We start from the raw sequence: 18,224 nt of genomic DNA, 5'->3' as shown, positions 1-18,224 counted from the left end.
GTCGTGGCCGTGCACGGCTCCGCCGCCGAACTCGACGCGGGTGGCTGCGCCGAGGCGCTCCGTCAGCTCGGCCGGGGCGGAGTCGCCACGTGCCGGCCCACGGCCCGTCAGCCGCGTCGGCGGGCCTGCTTGACCGAGCCGACCACGCCCGCGACCGCCAGCAGCAGCCCGGCGGGCAGCAGCGAGGTGAACAGCGCGGCGAACAGCCCGGAGCTGCCGAGCAGGGTCATCGCCAGGGTGTTCAGCACCCACAGCGCGCCGGCCGCGGGCAGCGCCGACTGCCAGGGGTGTTCCTCGGCCCAGCGCTGGAGCCGCCGGTCGCCGGTGTCCCGACGGAGCCGGCCGCCGACCGTGCCGACGAGGAAGAAGAAGAACAGGCCGAGGCCGACCGGCCCGGCGAGGATGTCCATGGACCAGTTGCCGGTGACGATGTCCACCCCGAGGGCGGCACCGCCGACCACCGTCCCGACGGCCGCAGCCGTCCGCCACGGGCCGAGGGTCGCCGCGGCGACGGCGACCTGACGGCTCTCACTTCGCGACAAATCTCCGTTTCCCATGCCTCAACCGTGCTCCCGGCGGTCCCTGGAAATCCATAGGGGTGATCCCCGAGTTTCCCCCGAGGGCGGGCCGTCGGGTCCGCGCCGGACGTGCGGGAGGGGCGCCGTCCGTGAGCGGACGCTGACGCACCGTCGGCGGGTCACGGACTTCATATGAACATCATTTGAATCCGGCCTCCGGAAGGCGTCCGGCTCCCTATGCTGCGGCCGTCCCGTCCGTCCACCGAGAGACCCCAGATGCTGATCATCGCCGTCCTGCTCCTCCTCGTCGGCACCGTCCTGCTCGTCCTGAGGTGGCGCGGGGTCACCGACTCCGGGGCGGTCACGGCGTCCGGCCTGGTGTCCGTCGGCCTCGGCCTGCTCGCGGGCCTCGCCACCGTCGTCCACGTGGTCGCGCCCTACGAGGTGGGCGTGCCCACCACCCTGGGCAAGGTCGGCGGCACCTGGCAGCCGGGACTGCACCTGAAGTCGCCGCTGACCGACGTCTCCACCTTCTCGACCCGGCCGGTCGACCTCGACCTCACCGGCAAGGACACCGTCGAGGTCCGCTCCTCCGAGGGCGGCGTGCTCTACGCGGACATCACCGTGAAGTGGTCGGTCGACCCCAAGCACACCCAGAGCCTGTTCAAGCTGGCCGGCGACACCGACGCCGTCCAGAAGCGCCTGGTCTATCCCGACAGCCGGGAGATCGTCCGCAACGTCTTCGCCAAGCACACCGGCGTCGAGGGCTACAGCTCCGAGCGCGAGGCGATCAGCGCCGAGATCGAACGGCTGATCACCGCCCGACTCGCGCCGCGCGGCATCCTGGTCAACGGCGTCAACCTGCGCAACGTGAAGCCCAGCGACAGCCTGCAGCACGCGATCGACCAGAAGATCCAGCAGGACCAGGCCACCGCCCAGGCCGAGGCCGCCGTCCGCACCGCCAAGGCCGAGGCCGAGAAGCGGAAGATCGAGTCCGAGAGCACCGCCGCGGCCAACACCGCCATCGCCAACTCGCTCACCGACAAGATCCTGATGAGCCAGTGCATCGAGGCCTTCAAGGCCGCCGCCGAGAAGAACCCGGTCTACGCCAGCCCCTGCGGCACCGGCGGCTCGCCGGTCATCGTCGACGGCACCAAGCGCTGACGCCCGGGTGCCCGGGGGCCACCGTCCCCGGGCACCCGGAGGAGCGGGTCCGGCTCAGCGCGTCCAGTCGACGGTCAGCACCGCGCCCGCACCGCGCTGCAGGAAGACGTACGCGGTGGAGGCGAGCGCCTGGTCGAACTGCAGCCGCAGCTGCACCGTCGACCCGGGCCGGATCGCGGCCAGCCCGGACGCGGAGAACGCGCCCGAGGTCCCGCTGCCCGAGGTGAACCGGGCCACCGTCGCCGCCGCACCCGCACCCGCCGGGGCCGCCCAGTCGTCCGTGCCGGTGGTGCAGGCCGCGCCGAAGCAGCCGTCCCGCACGTCGACGGTCAGCTGCGCCGCGGCCCACGGGTCCCCGCTGCCGCTGCCGTACCCCAGGGTGAGCCGGGCGCCGGTGACCGTGGCGCCGGCCGGCAGGGCCGAGGTGTCGAAGGAGAGCAGCGCCCGGTTCTGCTTGCCGTCGGTGCCGCGGCCCACCGCCAGGCCCAGGCTGCCGGCGAGGGTGCCCACCGCCGGCGAACCGCCGTCCGCCGCGGCCTTCACGTAGCCGTCCCGGGCGGTGTCGTCGGTCAGCTGCGTGCTGCCCGGACCGCCCGAGGGAGACGGGGAGGGCGAGGGCGAAGGGCTGGGGGAGGGCGACGGCGCCGAGCCGTCCAGGCCCCAGAACCGGCCGATCCGGTAGGAGGCGCAGAGGTTCACGTCCAGCACGTACGCCCCGGCGGTGCCGCACTGCTCGGCGCCGCTGCCCGGGTCGACCGGCTGGCCGTGGTCCATGCCGGTGATCGAGTACACCTCGACCCGGTCGGCGCCGGACGCGTCCCGGTACACCTGGTGCGGGTGGCCCGCGACGGTGTCGCTCACCGCGGGCGTCTGGCCGGTGCCGGCCACGTCCGTCCACTGCTTCATCAGCTCGGTGAGGTTCACCGGCTTCACCACCGAGTCCGAGGACCCCTGCCAGAGCGAGACCTTCGGCCGTGCCCCGGTCCACGACGGGTACGCCTGCCGGACGAGGTCGCCCCACTGCTGCGGGGTCTTCGAGGTGCCCGTGGTCATGCAGTTCACCGAGGCCTCCACGGCCGTGGTGGCGCAGTGGTACGGGAGCCCGGCGACCACGCCGCCGCCCGCGAACACGTCCGGGTAGTCCGCCAGCAGGGCGGCCGTCATCGCGCCGCCCGCCGACAGGCCCGTCACGTACACCCGGGCCGGGTCGCTGCCCAGGTCGGCGACGGTCTTCGCGACCATCTGACGGATCGACAGCGCCTCGCCCGCGTCCCGCCCGAAGTCGCCCGGCTGGAACCAGTTGAAGCACTGCGAGGAGTTGTTGGCGGACTGCTGCTGCGGCATCACCACGGCGAAGCCCCAGGCGTCCGCCCAGTGCGTCCAGCCGGCCGCCTCGCCGTACGACGCCGACTGGGTGCAGCCGTGCAGCGCCACCACCACCGGCCGCCCGGCGGCCAGCCCGGCGGGCGCGTAGCGGTACATCAGCAGATCGCCCGGGTTCGAACCGAACCCGGTGACCTGGACGGTGCCGGCGGCCCGGGCCTCGCCGTGGCCGAGCCCGAGCACCGCCGCCGCGGCGACGGCGAGCAGCGCGAGCGCCGCCCACCACCGTCTCACGGGCGTGTCGTACGTCATGGGGGAAGCTCCTCGGGGTGGTGGAGAGCAGGGGAGAGCCGACCGTACGGGCGGGGCCGTGCCGCCCGGCACGGTGCGGACGGACACCCCCGGCGCCGCCGGATGGCGGCGCACCCCATTGCCGGCCCCGTCCGTGCGCGACCGCACTGCCCACGGTTCGGACATCCCGGCCCGCGGCACCACGCCGGTGCGAGGATGGCCGCAGCACCGTACGAAGGAGCGGCCCCATGCCCAGCAGCGCATCCGGACGGAAGATCGCCTTCCTCGGCACCGGCAAGATCGGCGAGGCCCTGCTCTCCGGCCTGCTGCGGGCGGGCACGGACCCGGCCGACGTCCTGGTCACCGCCCGCCGCCCGGAGCGCGCCGCCGAACTCGCCGAGCGCCACGGCGTCACCGCCGTCACCAACGCCGAGGCGGCGAAGCTCGCCGACACCCTGATCCTCGCGGTGAAGCCGCAGGACATGGGCACCCTGCTGGAGGAGCTGGCACCGCACGTCGCCCCCGACCGGCTGGTCGTCTCGGCCGCCGCCGGCATCCCGACCGCCTGGTTCGAGGAGCGGCTCGCCGCCGGCACCCCGGTCGTCCGCGTCATGCCCAACACCCCCGTCCTGGTGGACGAGGGCATGAGCGTCATCTCTGGCGGCTCGCACGCCTCCGAGGCCCACCTGGAGCGCACCGAGGCGATCTTCCGCTCGGTCGGCAAGGCGATCCGCCTGCCCGAGGCCCAGCAGGACGCGGCCACCGCCCTCTCCGGCTCCGGCCCCGCCTACTTCTACTTCCTGGTCGAGGCGATGACCGACGCCGGCATCCTGCTCGGCCTGCCCCGGCAGGTCGCCCACGACCTCATCGTGCAGTCCGCGATCGGCGCCTCGATCATGCTGCGCGACTCCGGCGAACACCCCGTCAAGCTCCGCGAGGCGGTCACCTCCCCGGCCGGCACCACCATCGCGGCCATCCGCGAACTGGAGAACCACGGCGTCCGCGCCGCGCTGCTCGGTGCCCTGGAGGCCGCCCGCGACCGCTCCCGCGAGCTGGCCGCCGGCGGCAAGTAGCCCGCCGCGGCCCGGCACCGGGCCCCCGGTGCCGGGCCGGTAGGCTCGACCGGGTGAGCTACGACCTGGTGATCTTCGACAACGACGGGGTGCTCGTCGACAGCGAGCCCATCTCCAACCGGGTGCTGGCCGAGTACCTCACCGAACTCGGCTACCCGACCACCGTCGAGGACTCCTACCGGGACTACATGGGCACCGCCGCGCACCGGGTCCACGACGTGATCCTGGAACGGCACGGCGACCGGCTGCCCGAGGGCTTCGACGACCTCTTCCACGGCCGGGTGTTCGCCGCCTTCGAGGCCGGACTCGGCCCGGTCGCCGGGGCGGAGACCCTGCTCAAGACCCTGCAGCGGTCCGGCGTCCGGTACTGCCTGGCCTCCTCCGCGCACCACTCCTGGATCCGCACCGCGCTCGACCTCACCGGCCTGCGCGGGCACCTCGCCGAGGAGCTCATCTTCAGCGCCCAGGACGTCGGCGTCGGCAAGCCCGCCCCCGACCTCTTCCTGCACGCCGCCCGCACCATGGGCGTGCCGCCCGAGCGCTGCCTCGTCCTGGAGGACAGCCCCAACGGCGTGCTCGCCGCCCGCGCCGCCGGCATGGACGTGTACGGCTACGCCGCGCTCACCGACCCCGCCAAGCTCACCGCCGCCGGCGCCACCGGCCTCATCACCGGCCTCACCGAGGTCCCCGCCCTCCTGGGCACGCGCGCCTGAACGAGCCGCCCGCGCACCGTGTGACGCCGTCCCCCTCCCGGAACGGCCCGCCAGGGCCTACGCTCGGCCACCACACGTCGGTACCCACCAGTAGCGGGGGCCCATGGCCGAGACCACCGGACGGCTGCGGCAGGCGCGCGCCGCACTGGCAGCGAGCTTCCTGCTGCAGGGCGCCACCTTCGCCCTGCTGGTCAGCTGCATCCCGGAGATCCAGCGGCGGTACGGGCTCGACGACTCCCTGCTGCCGGTCTTCCTCGCCGCGGTGCCGATCCTCGCCGGCGTGGGCTCGATCGCCTCCGAGGCCCTGGTCCGCCGCAGCAGCCCGCGCGCCGTGCTGCGGGCCGTGCAGCCCGCCGTCTGCCTGGCGCTCGCCGCCGTCGGCGTCGGCACCGCCCTGTGGCAGCTCGCCCTCGCCCTGGCCGCCTTCGGCCTGCTGGTCGGCGCGCTGGACGCGTCGATGAACATGCTCGGCGTCGGCCTCCAGCACCGGTACGGCCGCAGCATCATGCTCGGCTTCCACGCCGCGTTCAGCCTCGGCGGGATCGCCGGCGCCGCCGTCGCCGGGCTCGGCGCGCACCGCGGGACACCGCTGAGCGTGCTGTTCGCCGGCTCCGCCGCGGTGCTGATCCCGGCGGCGCTGCTGGTCGGCACCCGCTTCGCCGGCCCGGCGGAACTCGGCGACGCCGTCGAGCAGGCCGCCCGCGCGGCCGGCCGCGCCGTCCCGTGGCGGCCGCTGCTGCCGCTCTGCCTCGCCATGGCGGTCGCCTACATCGCGGACGCCTCGGTCTCCAACTACAGCGTCAAGTACCTCACCGACACCCTGCACAGCCCCGACGACCTCGCCAAGCTGTCCTACCTGGGCTACATGCTGGCGATGCTGGCCGGCCGCGCGCTCGGCGACCGCGGGGTGCAGCGCTTCGGCGCGGTCGCGGTCGTCCGGGTCGGTGCGGCGACCGCCGCCCTCGGCTTCGCCGCCGCCGCGGTCTCGCCCGCGCCCTGGGCCGGGATCGCCGCCTTCACCCTGCTCGGCCTCGGCATCTGCGCGATCATCCCGCAGGTCTTCGCGGCCGGCGGCCGCCTGATGCCCGCAGACTCGGACGCCGCCGTCGCCCGGCTCAACCTCTTCAACTACGTCGGCTTCCTGGTCGGCTCCCCGCTGGTCGGGGCGATCGGCGACGCCGGCTCCTACCGGGCCGCGCTGCTCGCCCCGATGCTGCTGGTGCTGGTGATCCTGCCGCTCGCCGGCCACTTCGCCCCCGCACCGGCCCGGGAGGCCAAGGAGCCCGCCCAGGCGCACTGAACCCCCTGCGTCCCGGCCCCGGCCACCCACTACGGTGGAGGCATGCCCGACGCCGAGCGCGACGACAACCCCTGCGGCCTGCACCTCTTCTGGGACGACGCGGTGACCGCGTACGACTTCGGCCCCGGCCATCCGATGGACCCGACCAGGCTCGCCCTCACCAAGCACCTGGTCGACGCCTTCGGGCTCGACCGCGGCCCCGGCGTCACCGTCCGCTCGGCCCCGGCCGCCGGGGACTCCACCCTGCGCCTGGTGCACACCGGCGAGTACATCGCCGCCGTCCGCAAGGTCGCGGCCGACCCGGACCTCGCCGATCTGCGGCACGGCCTCGGCACCGACGACAACTGGGCCTTCCCCGGCCTGCACACCGCCTCCGCGCTGATCGCCGGGCAGTCCGTCGCCGCCGCGGAGTCGGTCTGGCGCGGCGAGGCCCGGCACGCCGTCAACTTCGCCGGCGGGCTGCACCACGCGATGCCCGACCGGGCGTCCGGCTTCTGCGTCTACAACGACCCCGCGCTCGCCGTCGCCCGGCTGCTGGAGCTCGGCGCCGAGCGGGTCGCCTACGTCGACGTCGACGTGCACCACGGGGACGGCGTCCAGCAGGCGTTCTGGAACGACCCCCGGGTGCTCACCGTCTCGCTGCACGAGCACCCCGCGACGCTCTTCCCGGAGACCGGCTGGTCCACCGAGTCCGGCGGGCCGGACGCCCCCGGCAGCGCCGCCAACCTGCCGCTGCCGGCCGGCACCGGCGACGCCGGCTGGCTGCGCGCCTTCCACGCCCTGGTCCCCGAACTGCTCGCGGCCTTCCGCCCGCAGGTGCTCGTCACCCAGCACGGCGCCGACACCCACGTCGAGGACCCGCTCGCGCACCTCGCGGTCAGCCTCGACGCCCAGCGCCTCGTCGCCGAGGCGCTGCACGGCCTCGCCCACGAGCACGCCGACGGCCGCTGGATCGCCCTCGGCGGGGGCGGCTACGCGGTGGTCGACGTGGTGCCCAGAACCTGGACCCACCTGGTCGCCACCGCGGCCGGCCGCCCGCTCGACCCGGCCGCCGAGACCCCCGAGGAGTGGCGCGCCGAGGTCTACCGCCGCACCCGGCAGCAGGCACCGCTGCGGATGACCGACGGCGCCGCCCCCGACTGGCGGGACTTCCACGACGGCTACGACCCCGCCTCCCGCCTCGACCAGGCGATCCTCGCCGCCCGCCGCGCCGTCTACCCGCACCACGGCCTGCTGCCCTGACCTGCGGCCCGTCCCCGGCCGCGGCGCCCGCGCCGCGCGCGCCGGTCCGGTGCTCCCGAGCGCCCCGCCGGCGCCGACCGGCCGGTCCGCCTGCGCCATACGCCGATCGGCTACGTACTGCAATCGGGGGATGCCTCACCGTACAAGGACTGGGCATCCCCCTCTTCCCACTGGTACCACCCATAACTACTCTGGGCATACACGTGTGCCGGTGGAGTCACCGGAGGGGAAGCCGGTGCCTTGCACACGGGTAAGGGTCGGTGATGGTCATGAGTTCAGGCGAACGCCCCCTGCAGGAAGTCGTCTTCCTGACCGTGGCCGAGGTGGCCTCGGTCATGAGGGTGTCCAAGATGACGGTGTACCGCCTGGTGCACAGCGGTGAACTGCCGGCGATCCGGGTCGGGCGCTCCTTCCGCGTCCCGGAGCAGGCGGTCCACGCGTACCTGAAGGAGTCCTACGTGCGGCTCGAGAGCGCGTAGGCCTGACACGGCAGGGCACGATTACTGGTTACCCCGGGCGGACGGTAGGCTAGGCCCTCCGTCAGTCGTATGGACACCCGTCTCCCATGGACGGGGTCCGAGTGAGCGAGGGTTGTTCCGTGGGCTCTGTCATCAAGAAGCGTCGCAAGCGTATGGCCAAGAAGAAGCACCGCAAGCTTCTGAAGCGCACTCGCGTGCAGCGTCGCAACAAGAAGTAACCCGCGGCCGGACTACTTCCCGCTCACGCGGGGGGGCCAGCCGCTGCACCGACGGCCGCCTCGCGCGCACCAGGTGTCCGAACTGCCCGCCCGGGCGCTGCCCGGGCGGGCAGTGGTGTCTCCGCAGCCCGCGGGTGTGGCGCCGGTACGGTCCGGAAACATCCGCACGGTACGGTGCACTCAGGGCGACACGAGGAGGCCGCAGCAGCGTGGGCAGGACCGTACTCGTCACCGGTGTGGCCCGGCACCTCGGTGCCCGGTTCGCCGCCGGGATCGCCCGTTCCCGCGGGGTCGACAAGGTCGTCGGGGTCGACGTCCAACCCCCTGCCGAGGACCTGCCGCCCGGGGTCGACTTCGCCCGGGTCGACCTGCGCCGCCCGGCCGTCGCCCGGGTGATCGCGGAGCACGGCGTCGACACCGTCGTCCACCTCAACGTCTCCGCCATGGGCCCGGGCGGCCGCTCCACGGTCAAGGAGACCAACGTCATCGGCACCATGCAGCTGCTCGGTGCCTGCCAGAAGGCCCCCGGGGTGCGCCGCCTGGTGGTGAAGTCCACCACCGGCGTGTACGGCTCCGCCCCGCGCGACCCGGCCGTCTTCCACGAGCGGATGCAGCCCAAGGAGCTGCCCGCCGGGGGCTTCGCCCGGGACGCCGCCGAGGTCGAGGGCTACGTCCGCGGCTTCGCCCGCCGCCGGCCCGACGTCGCCGTCACCGTGCTGCGCTTCGCCAACATCGTCGGCCCGGTCGGGGACACCCCGCTCTGCGCCTGGTTCACCCTGCCCGTGCTGCCCACCGTGCTCGGCCGTGACCCGCGCCTGCAGTTCGTCCACGAGGACGACGCCGTCGAGGTGCTCCGGCTCGCCGCCCTCGACCCCCGTCCGGGCACCACCAACACCGGTACCTTCAACGTGGCCGGCGACGGCGTCCTGCTGCTCTCGCAGTGCGCCCGCCGACTCGGCCGGCCCACCGTGCCGCTGCTCAGGCCCGCGCTCGGCGCGGTCGCCGGGCTCGTCCGGCAGACCCGGCTGGCTGACATCTCGCCCGAGCTGATCCAACTGCTCACCCACGGCCGGGTCGTGGACACCACCCAGCTCCGCGAGACCTTCGGCCACACCCCCCGCTTCACCACCGCCGAGGCGTTCGCCGACTTCGTCGCCGCCCAGCGGGCCGGCCTGCTGCCCCCGGAGCGGCTCGCCGCCGTCACCGACCGGCTGGCCGCCCTGCTCGGCCAGGACGACCGCCCCATCCAGGAGCCGATGCCACGATGACCGCAGCCCGCAAGACCGAGCCGGCCGACGCCAAGGTCATCCCGATCGAGTCCGCGCCCAGCTGGCACGCCGGCAGCCCGGAGGGCGGCGGCTTCGCGGACCGGCTGGCCGACGCCGTCGGCGGCGCGCTCGCCGGACAGCTCGGCGCCACCGCCACCAAGGTCCTCGGCAAGGGCTGGGAGGACCGCGCCGCCAGCGGCCTGGCCTTCCTGCGCCGCCGGATCACCGGCGACTACGAGGTCGACGAGTTCGGCTTCGACCGGGAGCTCACCGAGGAGGTGCTGCTCTCGCTGCTCCGCCCGGTCGCCGAGAAGTACTTCCGGGTCGAGGTCCTCGGCGTCGAGAACATCCCCGCCGAGGGCGGCGCGCTGATCGTCGCCAACCACTCCGGCACCATCCCGCTCGACGCGCTGATGACCCAGGTCGCGATCCACGACCACCACCCGCACCGGCGCCACCTGCGGATGCTCGCCGCAGACCTGGTCTTCCTGCTGCCGGTCGCCGGCGAGCTGGCCCGCAAGGCCGGCCACACCCTCGCCTGCAACGAGGACGCCCAGGCGCTGCTGGAGCGCGGCGAGGTGGTCGGGGTCTGGCCGGAGGGCTTCAAGGGGATCGGCAAGCCGTTCTCCGAGCGGTACAAGCTCCAGCGCTTCGGCCGCGGCGGCTTCGTCTCCTCCGCACTGCGCGCGGGTGTCCCGATCGTGCCCTGCTCGATCGTCGGCGCCGAGGAGACCTACCCGATGATCGGCAACTTCCGCTCGCTGGCCCGGCTGCTCGGCCTGCCGTACGTGCCGATCACGCCGACCTTCCCCTGGCTGGGGCCGCTCGGCGCGATCCCGCTGCCGACCAAGTGGACGATCCAGTTCGGCGAGCCGATCCCGACCGACGGGTACCCGCGGGAGGCCGCGGACGACCCGATGCTGGTCTTCAACCTCGCCGACCAGGTCCGCGAGACCATCCAGCACACCCTGTACAAGCTGCTGGTGCAGCGGCGATCGGTCTTCTTCTGACCGGTGCACCGACGCCGGAGCGGCCGTGGGAGCTCGGGAATCCCACGGCCGCTCGGGACGGAGCCGGCCTCAGCCCAGCGTGAGACCGGGCAGCAGGCCGGGGATCAGCGGCGGGATGGTGATCCCCTGACCCTCCGACGACCCGGTGGCCGAACCGCTCGGGGCGGGGGAGGCACCCGATCCGGTCGTGCCGCCGGTGGCCGGTGCGCCGCTCTGCCCGCCGCCCAGGCCGTCGGTGAGGCCGTCGACCAGACCGCCGACGCCCTGCGGGGCCGTGCTCGGCGCGGCGCCGTTCGGGGCGGTGCCGGTGCCGTGCGCCGCCGGCGCACCCGAACCGCCCTGCGTGGCGCCCTGGACGGCGCCGCCGGACGCCTGCCCCGAGGTCTGACCGTCGCCCGCCCCCGTGCCCTGCTGGTCGCCCGGACCGGGCTTCTCCAGGTGCAGGGGTGCGACGTCCTCGCTTATGTCGTCGAACAGCTCGTCGACCTTGTCGGCCTGCGGGCCGAGCTGGCCGGGCAGCCGGTCGTGCAGGCGCGTCCAGCGGTCGTCCTGGCCCGAGGCGAAGGTGGCGAGCTGGCGCATCGGCGCCAGCGAGCCGTTGCTCCGGTACACCGAACGCAGCAGGTCGCGACCGCGGAGGGCTTCGGCGTGCATGTCGTCCAGCGCCTGCCGGACCTGCTCGACCGTGCCGGGGCTCAGCGTGTCCGGCGAGCCGGACCGCTGGAGCAGGCTCTGCGCCTCGTCCAGCCGGGTGGTCGCCTGCTCCAGCAGCAGCGCGCCGCGCTCGGAGTCGGACCCGGCCCAGTCCAGCCGGAGGCCCTCCAGGCCGCGCTTCATGCCGTACAGGGCGTCGCCCGGCAGGGCACCGCCGCTGGCGGCCGCGGCGCCGGCGAAACCGCCGACCGCGACGCCCGCGACCAGCCCGCCGATCGCGAGCCGGCGGCCCCAGCGCCCGCGGGCCGCCCGGGCGGCCCGGTGCCCGCGCTGCCGCGGCACCGCCGGGGTGCCGCCCCCGGCGAAGGCCTGCTCGAACGCGGCCATCAGCTGGGCCCGTTGGATCGCCTTGGCCTCCGCGGAGAACTCCGGTACGGGCAGTTCCCCGAGGGTGTCCGCCACGGCCAGCAGCTCGGCCATCGCGGTCGATCCGGCGCGGTGGGCACCGCCCGGCGTGCTCCCGTCGGGTCCGTCCCCGCCGGGTGGGTTGTCCGTCCGGTGGGCCTCCAATGCCTCGGCGAAGGCCTTCGCCCGCCGGTGCTCCAGCACGTTTGCCGTCACGGGCCACACCTCCCTTCGTCGTTGTCGACACCGTGGCCTGCCGGAGGGTTGTCTCGGCGGGCCGAAACCACACCATCGGGTGATGCGGTCCGAACCTGCTTGACCGCACGCCCGTTGAGGGTTTCCAGGCTGGCCAACGAGCGGTGCCGGGAGTCGGTTACGCACGACTGATCATGTGACCGCGCATTCACCCGCCCGTGTCGGAGCACGGGCCCGGGTGACGGTCCGTCGGTTGGGGGCGTCACGGCAGCAGGCTCACCGCGCGTCCGGGGGCAGCAGGCGGGCCAGCGTCCGCACCGCGCGGTACTGCAGGGTCTTGATGGCGCCCTCGTTCTTGCCCATGATCCGCGCCGTCTCGGCGACCGAGAGCCCCTGCAGGAACCTGAGGTTGACGCACTCCTGCTGCTGGGGGTTGAGCCGCCGCACGGCGTCCCGCAGGGCCGCGTTGGCCAGCGACTCCAGGACGGACTCCTCCGGGCTGCGCTCGCACTCGTTGGAGTCCAGCATCTCGCCGGTGGTGACCTCCAGCCGGAACCGGCTGGACTTGAAGTGGTCGGCCACCAGGTTGCGGGCGATGGTCACCAGCCAGGCGCCGAAGTCCCGGCCCTGCCAGGTGAAGGTGCCGATCCGGCGCAGCGCCCGCAGGAAGGTCTCGCTGGTGAGGTCCTCGGCGGTGGCCCGGCTGCCGACCCGGTAGTAGATGTACCGGTAGACGGTGTCCGAGTACTGGTCGTAGAGCCGGCCGAAGGCCTCGCTCTCGCCGGCCTGGGCGCGCTCGACCAGCTCCATCACCGGGTTGTGCTCGGTCTCGGTGCCGCGGTCGGTGCGCGGGCGGCTGCGGGCCGGGGCGCCGACGCCGCGGCGGGTGCCGGTCGTGGTGCCGCCCGCGGCGGTGCCGCTGGTGGCGGTGGAGCGCAGCAGGGTGCCGGCGGCGGCCGGGCGGGCGGCGGGGAGGGCGCGCGGGCCGGGTGCGACGGGGGCGCCGGCACCGGCGAGGGCGGGCTGGGGGACGAGCACCTGGAACTCGCGGATGGCGGCCCACAGCCGGTCCAGTCGGGCGCCGGTGCGCAGGGTGGCGGTCGACGGGCTGGAGGTGGTGGGCGCGTCGTTCCGGACGGGTGGGTACACGGGACTCCCAGAGGCAGAACTGTGGACGGGTCACCTCCGCCTGTGCGGAGAGCACGCCCCCATGCCCCCGCCGGGGGACACGCAGGTGCCGTGCATCCAGGAGAGGATAACGCTTTGTGCAATGACGGCTACACCCTGTGGCGGAACTGGTCGTTTGGGATCCGGATGGCACGTATATTCAGCCGGTACTGATCGCCGGTGGCCGGTCGGGACGCGCTCCGCGTGATCGAACGGCAACCCGGTGTGACCGATTCGAGTGAAGGGCGGGCGCTTTCCCTGCCTCGCGGCCCGGTAACCCACAACTTTCCCGAGGCGCCGAACGATCGGATCCGGTCAAGAGTGAAGCGGGCGCGAACCGCAGCCGTCCGCCCGATGTCGCCCGCACGTGTGAGGAGTTGACGGGCCGCGGGTGGACGCCCCGGCAACCGCCCCGGACCAAGGCGCATGTGACGAGGGGTCGGTTCCGGCCGCGGTCTCAGGCGGTACGGCGGCGCCGGTGGGCGGCCAGGGCCGCGGCCGTGGCACCCGCCGCGACGCCGAGCCCGGCGGCGGCCGGCAGCCCGACCCTGGCGGCCTTGCGGCCCGTCCGGAAGTCGCGGACCCGCCAGCCGTGCGTCCGCGCGTGTCGGCGCAGCGAGGCGTCCGGGTTCACCACGTAGGGGTGGCCGACCAGGCTGAGCATCGGGATGTCGTTGGCGGAGTCGCTGAACGCCGCGCAGCGGGAGAGGTCCAGCTGCTCGCGGCGGGCCAGCGCCTGCACCGCGGCCGCCTTCGCCGGCCCGTGCAGCAGGCCGCCCACCAGTCGGCCGGTGTACTCGCCGTTCGAGGTCTCGGCGACGGTGGCCAGGGCGCCGGTCATGCCCAGCCGGCGGGCGATGATCCGGGCGATCTCCTGCGGGGCCGCGGTGACCAGCCAGACCCGCTGCCCGGCGTCGAGGTGCATCTGGACGAGCGCCCGGGTGCCGGGCCAGACCTTGTCCGCGATGACCTCCTCGAAGATCTCCTCGCAGATCTGCTCCAGCTCGGCCGTCCGCTTGCCGGCGACCAGGCCGAGCGCGGTGTCCTGGGCGTCCGCGATGTGCGCCGGGTCCTCCGAGCCGTGCAGCCGGAACCAGGTCTGCTGCCAGACGAAGCGGGCCACGTCGCGGCGGGTGAAGAACCGCCGCCGGTACAGTCCCACGCCGAGGTAGAACATCGCGGCGCCGCGCAGGATCGTGTTGTCGCAGTCGAAGAAGGCGGCCGCCCGGGGGTCGTCGGGCGTCGGGGTGTGGTCCTCGGCGGGGGCCTTCCTGCCGCGTCCGGCCTTCTCCGTCTTCTCGGCCTTCTCGGCCTTGTCCGACTTCTCGGCCTTCTCCGCGCTCTTCTCCGTGACCGCGGCCGTCCCGGCTCCGTCCGTGCGCCGCGCGGTGGCGGCGATCAGGCCGGCCTCGGCCGCGTCGGCGGCGGCCTCGCCCGCCAGCGCGGTCCGCTCGTCGGGGGAACGCCTTGCGAGGTGGAGCCTTCGTAGCGCGGCCATGGACCGAGCATAGCCAGCCGGGAAGGGGTTCCCGTGACGCCCGCGTGCAGGAGCCGTTAACGGTGCACATCGGCGCAGTGGCCCGCGCCACGGGCGCACAATGGCCGGGTGAGCCTGCTGCGACGCGACAAGAACAAGAAGCCCGCCGACCGGGTGGTGACCCTGATCGGCAAGCCCGGCTGCCACCTGTGCGACGACGCCCGCGCGATCCTCGTCCGGGTCACCGGCGAACTCGACGCCGCCTTCGAGGAGAAGGACATCACCCAGGACGAGGCGCTGTACCACCAGTACGCCGAACAGATCCCGGTGACCCTGATCGACGGCCGCCAGCACGACTTCTGGCGGGTGGACGAACGCCGTCTGCGCGCCGCCCTCGGCGCCTGATCCGGCCGGCGTCCGCGCACCGTCCGCACCCCCGTCCGCCACCGCCGCCCGCCGTCGCGCCCGCCCGCACCCCCGCCGATCGGCGGGGGTGCGGAGCCGAATCGTTGCCGACCCGATAGAGATCACCCGCCGAATCGGTGAATTCGTCGGCTTACGATCGAGCCTGTTTCGTGTCCGCCGGGGGCCGCAGGCGAAGGAGAGAGCGCGATGGGCGGCTATGCCGTCGTCGACGTCGAGGCCACCGGCCGCAGCCCCTGGCGGCACCGGGTCGTCGAGGTCGCCGTCGTCCTGCTGGACGACGGTCTCCGCACCGAGGAGACCTTCTCCACCCTGATCGACCCCGGCGGGCCGGTCGGGCCCACCCACGTGCACCGGATCACCCAGGACGACGTGGTCGGCGCCCCGCGCTTCCGCGAGGTCGCCCCCTACCTGCTCGACCTGCTCGCGGACCGGGTCATGGTCGGCCACCACGTCACCTGCGACCACGCCTTCCTGGAGCGCGAGTACGCCCGGATCGGGGTGCCGCTGCCGCCCGTCCCGCTGCTGTGCACCATGCGCACGGCCCGTACCCGGCTGCCCGCCGCCGCCGGCTGGGGCCTCACCGCCTGCGTCCGGGAGGCCGGCCTCGGCTGGTACCCGGCGCACACCGCGATGGGGGACGCCCGCGCCTGTGCCGACCTGCTCCGCCACTACGCCCGGGCCGGGGCGCTGCCGCCCGCCGACCGCCCGGAGCCGCCCCGGGGCGCCGCGCCGGTGCCCTGGCCGCGGCTCGGCCGGGCCCGTTCGCTGGCGGGCGGCGAGCTCGTCCCGCTGCTGCGCCGGGAGGCCGCGCCCGGCCCGTGGCCGCAGGGTGCGGCCGGTCACGGGGCAGGCGCTCCGGTGGCCCCCGGATCGGCGGCGGCCCCGCAGGGAGGTGAGTGATGCGCATCACTGTGCAGGGACAAATCGGGCACCATCTTTGTGCACACGTTCACAAACGCATAGCCTGGCTGCCTAAGCCCAGCTTCACCCTCGGGAGCACCGTGGCAATCGGCCGACCCACCCAGAGCAGTTCGCAGGCGCCCGACACCGGCGCCGCGCGCCGACCCTCGCGTGCCCGGGGCATCCCGGAGGCGACCGTCGCCCGCCTCCCCCTCTACCTGCGGGCCCTGACCGCGCTCTCCGAGCGGTCCGTCCCCACCGTCTCCTCCGAGGAGCTGGCCGCCGCCGCCGGCGTGAACTCCGCCAAGCTCCGCAAGGACTTCTCCTACCTCGGCAGCTACGGCACCCGAGGGGTCGGCTACGACGTCGAGTACCTGGTCTACCAGATCTCCCGTGAGCTGGGTCTCACCCAGGACTGGCCGGTCGTCATCGTCGGCATCGGAAACCTCGGCCACGCCCTCGCCAACTACGGCGGCTTCGCCTCCCGCGGCTTCCGGGTCGCCGCCCTGCTCGACGCCGACCCCGGCGTCGTCGGCACCACCGCCGCGGGCCTGCCCGTGCGGCACATGGACGAGCTGGAGTCCATCGTCGAGAACCAGCAGGTCTCCATCGGCGTGATCACCACGCCGCCCGGCGCCGCCCAGCAGGTCTGCGACCGGCTCGTCGAGGCCGGCGTCACCAGCATCCTCAACTTCGCCCCCACCGTGCTGACCGTCCCGGACGGCGTGGACGTGCGCAAGGTCGACCTCTCCATAGAGCTCCAGATCCTCGCCTTCCACGAGCAGCGCAAGGCCGGTGAGGAGCCCGGCGGCGGCGACTCCGTCCTCGACCGGGCCCCCGGCCCGGTCCGCGCCGCGGCCGCCAAGCTGCGCCGCGCCGCGGGCGGCGCCACCAAGGCGGAGCCCGCCAAGGGCACCGACCGGTCCGCCCAGGGCCGGGCCGCCAAGACCGCCGCCCAGGCCGGCGGCGCCACCCCCGCCGGCGGCGAGGGCGACCTCTCGGCGGTGATGCCGGCATGAGCCTGCTCGTCGTCGGACTGAGCCACCGCACCGCCCCGGTCGGCGTGCTGGAGCGCGCCGCCCTCACCGGCGAGGTCCCCACCCGCCTGCTGCACGACGCCGCCGCCTCGGCCACCGTCGCCGAGGCCGCCCTGGTCAACACCTGCAACCGGATCGAGCTCTACGCGGACGTGGACAAGTTCCACGCCGGCGTCGCCGAGCTCTCCCTGCTGCTCGCCCACCACAGCGGCGTCGACCTGGAGGAGCTCACCGCCCACCTCTACGTCCACTACGAGGACCGCGCCGTCCACCACCTCTTCTCGGTGGCCTGCGGCCTGGACTCGATGGTCGTCGGCGAGGGCCAGATCCTCGGCCAGCTGCGCGACGCCCTGGCCCGCGCCCAGGACGAGCACACCGCCGGCCGCGGCCTCAACGAGCTCTTCCAGCAGGCCCTGCGGGTCGGCAAGCGGGCCCACAGCGAGACCGGCATCGACAAGGCCGGGCAGTCCCTGGTGACCTTCGGCCTGGAGCAGGTCGCCGCCGGCGCCGGCGCCATCGCCGGCAAGCGCGTCCTGGTCGTCGGCGCCGGCTCGATGAGCTCGCTCGCCGCCGCCACCCTGGTGCGCTCCGGCGTCACCGACCTGCTGATCGCCAACCGCACCGCCGAACGCGCCGAGCGGCTGGTCACCATCCTCGGCACCGGCCGCACCGTCGACTTCGCCAAGGTCCCCGAGGCGCTCGCCGACGTCGACCTGGTGGTCTCCTGCACCGGCGCGGCCGGCGTGGTCGTCACCGCCGAGCAGGTCGCCGCCGCGGTCGGCGCCCGCACCGGCGACGGCCCGCTCGCCTTCCTCGACCTGGCGATGCCGCGCGACGTCCACCACGACGTCCACGAGTTGCCCGGCGCCCTGCTGGTCGACATCGAGAGCCTCTCGCACGCGCACTCGGCCGACGGCCCCGGCGCCGCCGACGTCGACGCCGTCACCGGCATCGTCGCCGACGAGGTGGCCGCCTTCGGCGCCGCCCAGCGCGCCGCCCGGATCGCCCCCACCGTGGTCGCGCTCCGCTCGATGGCCTCCGACGTCGTCAGCGGCGAACTCGCCCGGCTGGAGTCCCGGCTGCCCGACCTCGACGAGCGCTCCCGCGCCGAGATCGGCCAGGCCGTCCGCCGCGTCGTCGACAAGCTGCTGCACGCCCCCACCGTGCGGGTCAAGCAGCTCGCCGCGGAGCCCGGCGGCGCCTCCTACGCGGACGCGCTGCGCGAGCTCTTCGACCTGGACCCGGCGGCCGTGCACGCCGTCTCCGGCACCCCGGCAGCCTCGCCGGGCACCGGCCACGCCCCCCGCGGCGGAGCGGCCGGATGAACCCCGTCAACCCCCACCGGCACGACCTGGACGAGCACC

At 74.4% G+C, this 18,224-nt stretch carries 18 protein-coding genes; 13 read left to right on the top strand and 5 right to left on the bottom strand.

Going from position 1 to position 18,224, the window contains the following annotated elements; translation table 11 throughout:
- Positions 1-107: 107 nt before the first annotated feature.
- Positions 108-557 carry a hypothetical protein gene (locus AB0442_RS00995; protein ID WP_366159838.1) on the bottom strand — a complete coding sequence of 150 codons (450 nt, stop codon included), beginning with the start codon at positions 555-557 and terminating at the stop codon, positions 108-110.
- Positions 558-794: 237 nt separating this feature from the next.
- On the opposite strand from AB0442_RS00995, the gene AB0442_RS00990 reads away from it, so the two are divergent.
- On the top strand, positions 795-1,682 hold the full coding sequence (locus tag AB0442_RS00990) for a prohibitin family protein (protein ID WP_366159837.1): 888 nt from the start codon (positions 795-797) through the stop codon (positions 1,680-1,682).
- 54 nt (positions 1,683-1,736) lie between these two features.
- On the opposite strand, the gene AB0442_RS00985 is transcribed toward AB0442_RS00990, so the two are convergent.
- The gene (locus tag AB0442_RS00985; RefSeq protein WP_366159836.1) at positions 1,737-3,317 is read right to left on the bottom strand and encodes a PHB depolymerase family esterase; all 1,581 of its coding nucleotides are present in this window, start codon (positions 3,315-3,317) and stop codon (positions 1,737-1,739) included.
- 227 nt (positions 3,318-3,544) lie between these two features.
- Between AB0442_RS00985 and proC the strand changes: the two genes are divergently transcribed.
- The 8 genes from proC (at position 3,545) to AB0442_RS00945 (ending at position 10,599) form a co-directional block, all read left to right on the top strand.
- Positions 3,545-4,369 (top strand): pyrroline-5-carboxylate reductase, encoded by an 825-nt coding sequence (proC, locus tag AB0442_RS00980; protein ID WP_366159835.1) that lies wholly within the window; start codon positions 3,545-3,547, stop codon positions 4,367-4,369.
- A gap of 53 nt (positions 4,370-4,422) precedes the next feature.
- The gene (locus tag AB0442_RS00975) at positions 4,423-5,082 is read left to right on the top strand and encodes an HAD family hydrolase (RefSeq protein WP_366159834.1); all 660 of its coding nucleotides are present in this window, start codon (positions 4,423-4,425) and stop codon (positions 5,080-5,082) included.
- A 103-nt stretch (positions 5,083-5,185) separates the two neighbouring features.
- The gene (locus AB0442_RS00970) at positions 5,186-6,382 is read left to right on the top strand and encodes an MFS transporter (protein WP_366159833.1); all 1,197 of its coding nucleotides are present in this window, start codon (positions 5,186-5,188) and stop codon (positions 6,380-6,382) included.
- 42 nt (positions 6,383-6,424) lie between these two features.
- Complete coding sequence (locus AB0442_RS00965) at positions 6,425-7,624, top strand: acetoin utilization protein AcuC (RefSeq protein WP_366159832.1); 1,200 nt, start codon at positions 6,425-6,427, stop codon at positions 7,622-7,624.
- 269 nt (positions 7,625-7,893) lie between these two features.
- On the top strand, positions 7,894-8,103 hold the full coding sequence (locus AB0442_RS00960; RefSeq protein ID WP_052390398.1) for a helix-turn-helix domain-containing protein: 210 nt from the start codon (positions 7,894-7,896) through the stop codon (positions 8,101-8,103).
- Positions 8,104-8,222: 119 nt separating this feature from the next.
- Positions 8,223-8,321: an AURKAIP1/COX24 domain-containing protein gene (locus tag AB0442_RS00955; RefSeq protein WP_003948845.1), complete on the top strand. Its 99-nt coding sequence runs from the start codon at positions 8,223-8,225 to the stop codon at positions 8,319-8,321.
- A 209-nt stretch (positions 8,322-8,530) separates the two neighbouring features.
- Positions 8,531-9,589 (top strand): NAD-dependent epimerase/dehydratase family protein, encoded by a 1,059-nt coding sequence (locus tag AB0442_RS00950; RefSeq protein WP_366159831.1) that lies wholly within the window; start codon positions 8,531-8,533, stop codon positions 9,587-9,589.
- Entirely contained in the window at positions 9,586-10,599 is a 1,014-nt protein-coding gene (locus tag AB0442_RS00945) for a lysophospholipid acyltransferase family protein (protein WP_363540555.1), read from the top strand. Before AB0442_RS00950 ends, AB0442_RS00945 begins: the two co-directional genes overlap by 4 nt.
- 69 nt (positions 10,600-10,668) lie before the next feature.
- Here the strand turns inward: AB0442_RS00945 and AB0442_RS00940 are convergent, their stop codons facing one another.
- From AB0442_RS00940 to AB0442_RS00930, 3 genes are all read right to left on the bottom strand, one after another.
- Positions 10,669-11,874, bottom strand: a complete 1,206-nt coding sequence (locus AB0442_RS00940; RefSeq protein WP_366159830.1) for a DUF5667 domain-containing protein — start codon at positions 11,872-11,874, stop codon at positions 10,669-10,671.
- Between the two features lie 255 nt (positions 11,875-12,129).
- Positions 12,130-13,002 carry an ECF subfamily RNA polymerase sigma factor, BldN family gene (locus AB0442_RS00935; protein ID WP_366159829.1) on the bottom strand — a complete coding sequence of 291 codons (873 nt, stop codon included), beginning with the start codon at positions 13,000-13,002 and terminating at the stop codon, positions 12,130-12,132.
- A gap of 475 nt (positions 13,003-13,477) precedes the next feature.
- Positions 13,478-14,518, bottom strand: a complete 1,041-nt coding sequence (locus tag AB0442_RS00930) for an HAD-IB family hydrolase (protein WP_366159828.1) — start codon at positions 14,516-14,518, stop codon at positions 13,478-13,480.
- A 108-nt stretch (positions 14,519-14,626) separates the two neighbouring features.
- Between AB0442_RS00930 and AB0442_RS00925 the strand changes: the two genes are divergently transcribed.
- The 4 genes from AB0442_RS00925 (at position 14,627) to AB0442_RS00910 (ending at position 18,185) form a co-directional block, all read left to right on the top strand.
- The gene (locus AB0442_RS00925) at positions 14,627-14,902 is read left to right on the top strand and encodes a glutaredoxin family protein (protein ID WP_366159827.1); all 276 of its coding nucleotides are present in this window, start codon (positions 14,627-14,629) and stop codon (positions 14,900-14,902) included.
- A gap of 207 nt (positions 14,903-15,109) precedes the next feature.
- Positions 15,110-15,823 (top strand): 3'-5' exonuclease, encoded by a 714-nt coding sequence (locus tag AB0442_RS00920; RefSeq protein ID WP_366159826.1) that lies wholly within the window; start codon positions 15,110-15,112, stop codon positions 15,821-15,823.
- 101 nt (positions 15,824-15,924) lie between these two features.
- The gene (locus AB0442_RS00915) at positions 15,925-16,842 is read left to right on the top strand and encodes a redox-sensing transcriptional repressor Rex (protein WP_366159825.1); all 918 of its coding nucleotides are present in this window, start codon (positions 15,925-15,927) and stop codon (positions 16,840-16,842) included.
- Positions 16,839-18,185 carry a glutamyl-tRNA reductase gene (locus tag AB0442_RS00910; RefSeq protein ID WP_366159824.1) on the top strand — a complete coding sequence of 449 codons (1,347 nt, stop codon included), beginning with the start codon at positions 16,839-16,841 and terminating at the stop codon, positions 18,183-18,185. Before AB0442_RS00915 ends, AB0442_RS00910 begins: the two co-directional genes overlap by 4 nt.
- The last annotated feature ends 39 nt before the right edge of the window (positions 18,186-18,224 follow it).

This window comes from Kitasatospora sp. NPDC085895, from assembly GCF_040702125.1.
Taxonomy (GTDB): Bacteria; Actinomycetota; Actinomycetes; order Streptomycetales; family Streptomycetaceae; genus Kitasatospora; species Kitasatospora arboriphila.
The sequence above is the reverse complement of the archived record's forward strand: the minus strand, read 5'-3'. Positions and strand labels throughout refer to the sequence as shown.

Excerpts from the sequence above, each read along its gene's own strand:
- AB0442_RS00995 (WP_366159838.1), bottom strand. The coding sequence starts at position 557 with ATGGGAAACGGAGATTTGTCGCGAAGTGAGAGCCGTCAGGTCGCCGTC.
- AB0442_RS00990 (WP_366159837.1), top strand. The coding sequence starts at position 795 with ATGCTGATCATCGCCGTCCTGCTCCTCCTCGTCGGCACCGTCCTGCTC.
- AB0442_RS00985 (WP_366159836.1), bottom strand. The coding sequence starts at position 3,317 with ATGACGTACGACACGCCCGTGAGACGGTGGTGGGCGGCGCTCGCGCTG.
- proC (WP_366159835.1), top strand. The coding sequence starts at position 3,545 with ATGCCCAGCAGCGCATCCGGACGGAAGATCGCCTTCCTCGGCACCGGC.
- AB0442_RS00970 (WP_366159833.1), top strand. The coding sequence starts at position 5,186 with ATGGCCGAGACCACCGGACGGCTGCGGCAGGCGCGCGCCGCACTGGCA.
- AB0442_RS00965 (WP_366159832.1), top strand. The coding sequence starts at position 6,425 with ATGCCCGACGCCGAGCGCGACGACAACCCCTGCGGCCTGCACCTCTTC.
- AB0442_RS00960 (WP_052390398.1), top strand. The coding sequence starts at position 7,894 with ATGAGTTCAGGCGAACGCCCCCTGCAGGAAGTCGTCTTCCTGACCGTG.
- AB0442_RS00945 (WP_363540555.1), top strand. The coding sequence starts at position 9,586 with ATGACCGCAGCCCGCAAGACCGAGCCGGCCGACGCCAAGGTCATCCCG.
- AB0442_RS00930 (WP_366159828.1), bottom strand. The coding sequence starts at position 14,518 with ATGGCCGCGCTACGAAGGCTCCACCTCGCAAGGCGTTCCCCCGACGAG.
- AB0442_RS00920 (WP_366159826.1), top strand. The coding sequence starts at position 15,110 with ATGGGCGGCTATGCCGTCGTCGACGTCGAGGCCACCGGCCGCAGCCCC.
- AB0442_RS00910 (WP_366159824.1), top strand. The coding sequence starts at position 16,839 with ATGAGCCTGCTCGTCGTCGGACTGAGCCACCGCACCGCCCCGGTCGGC.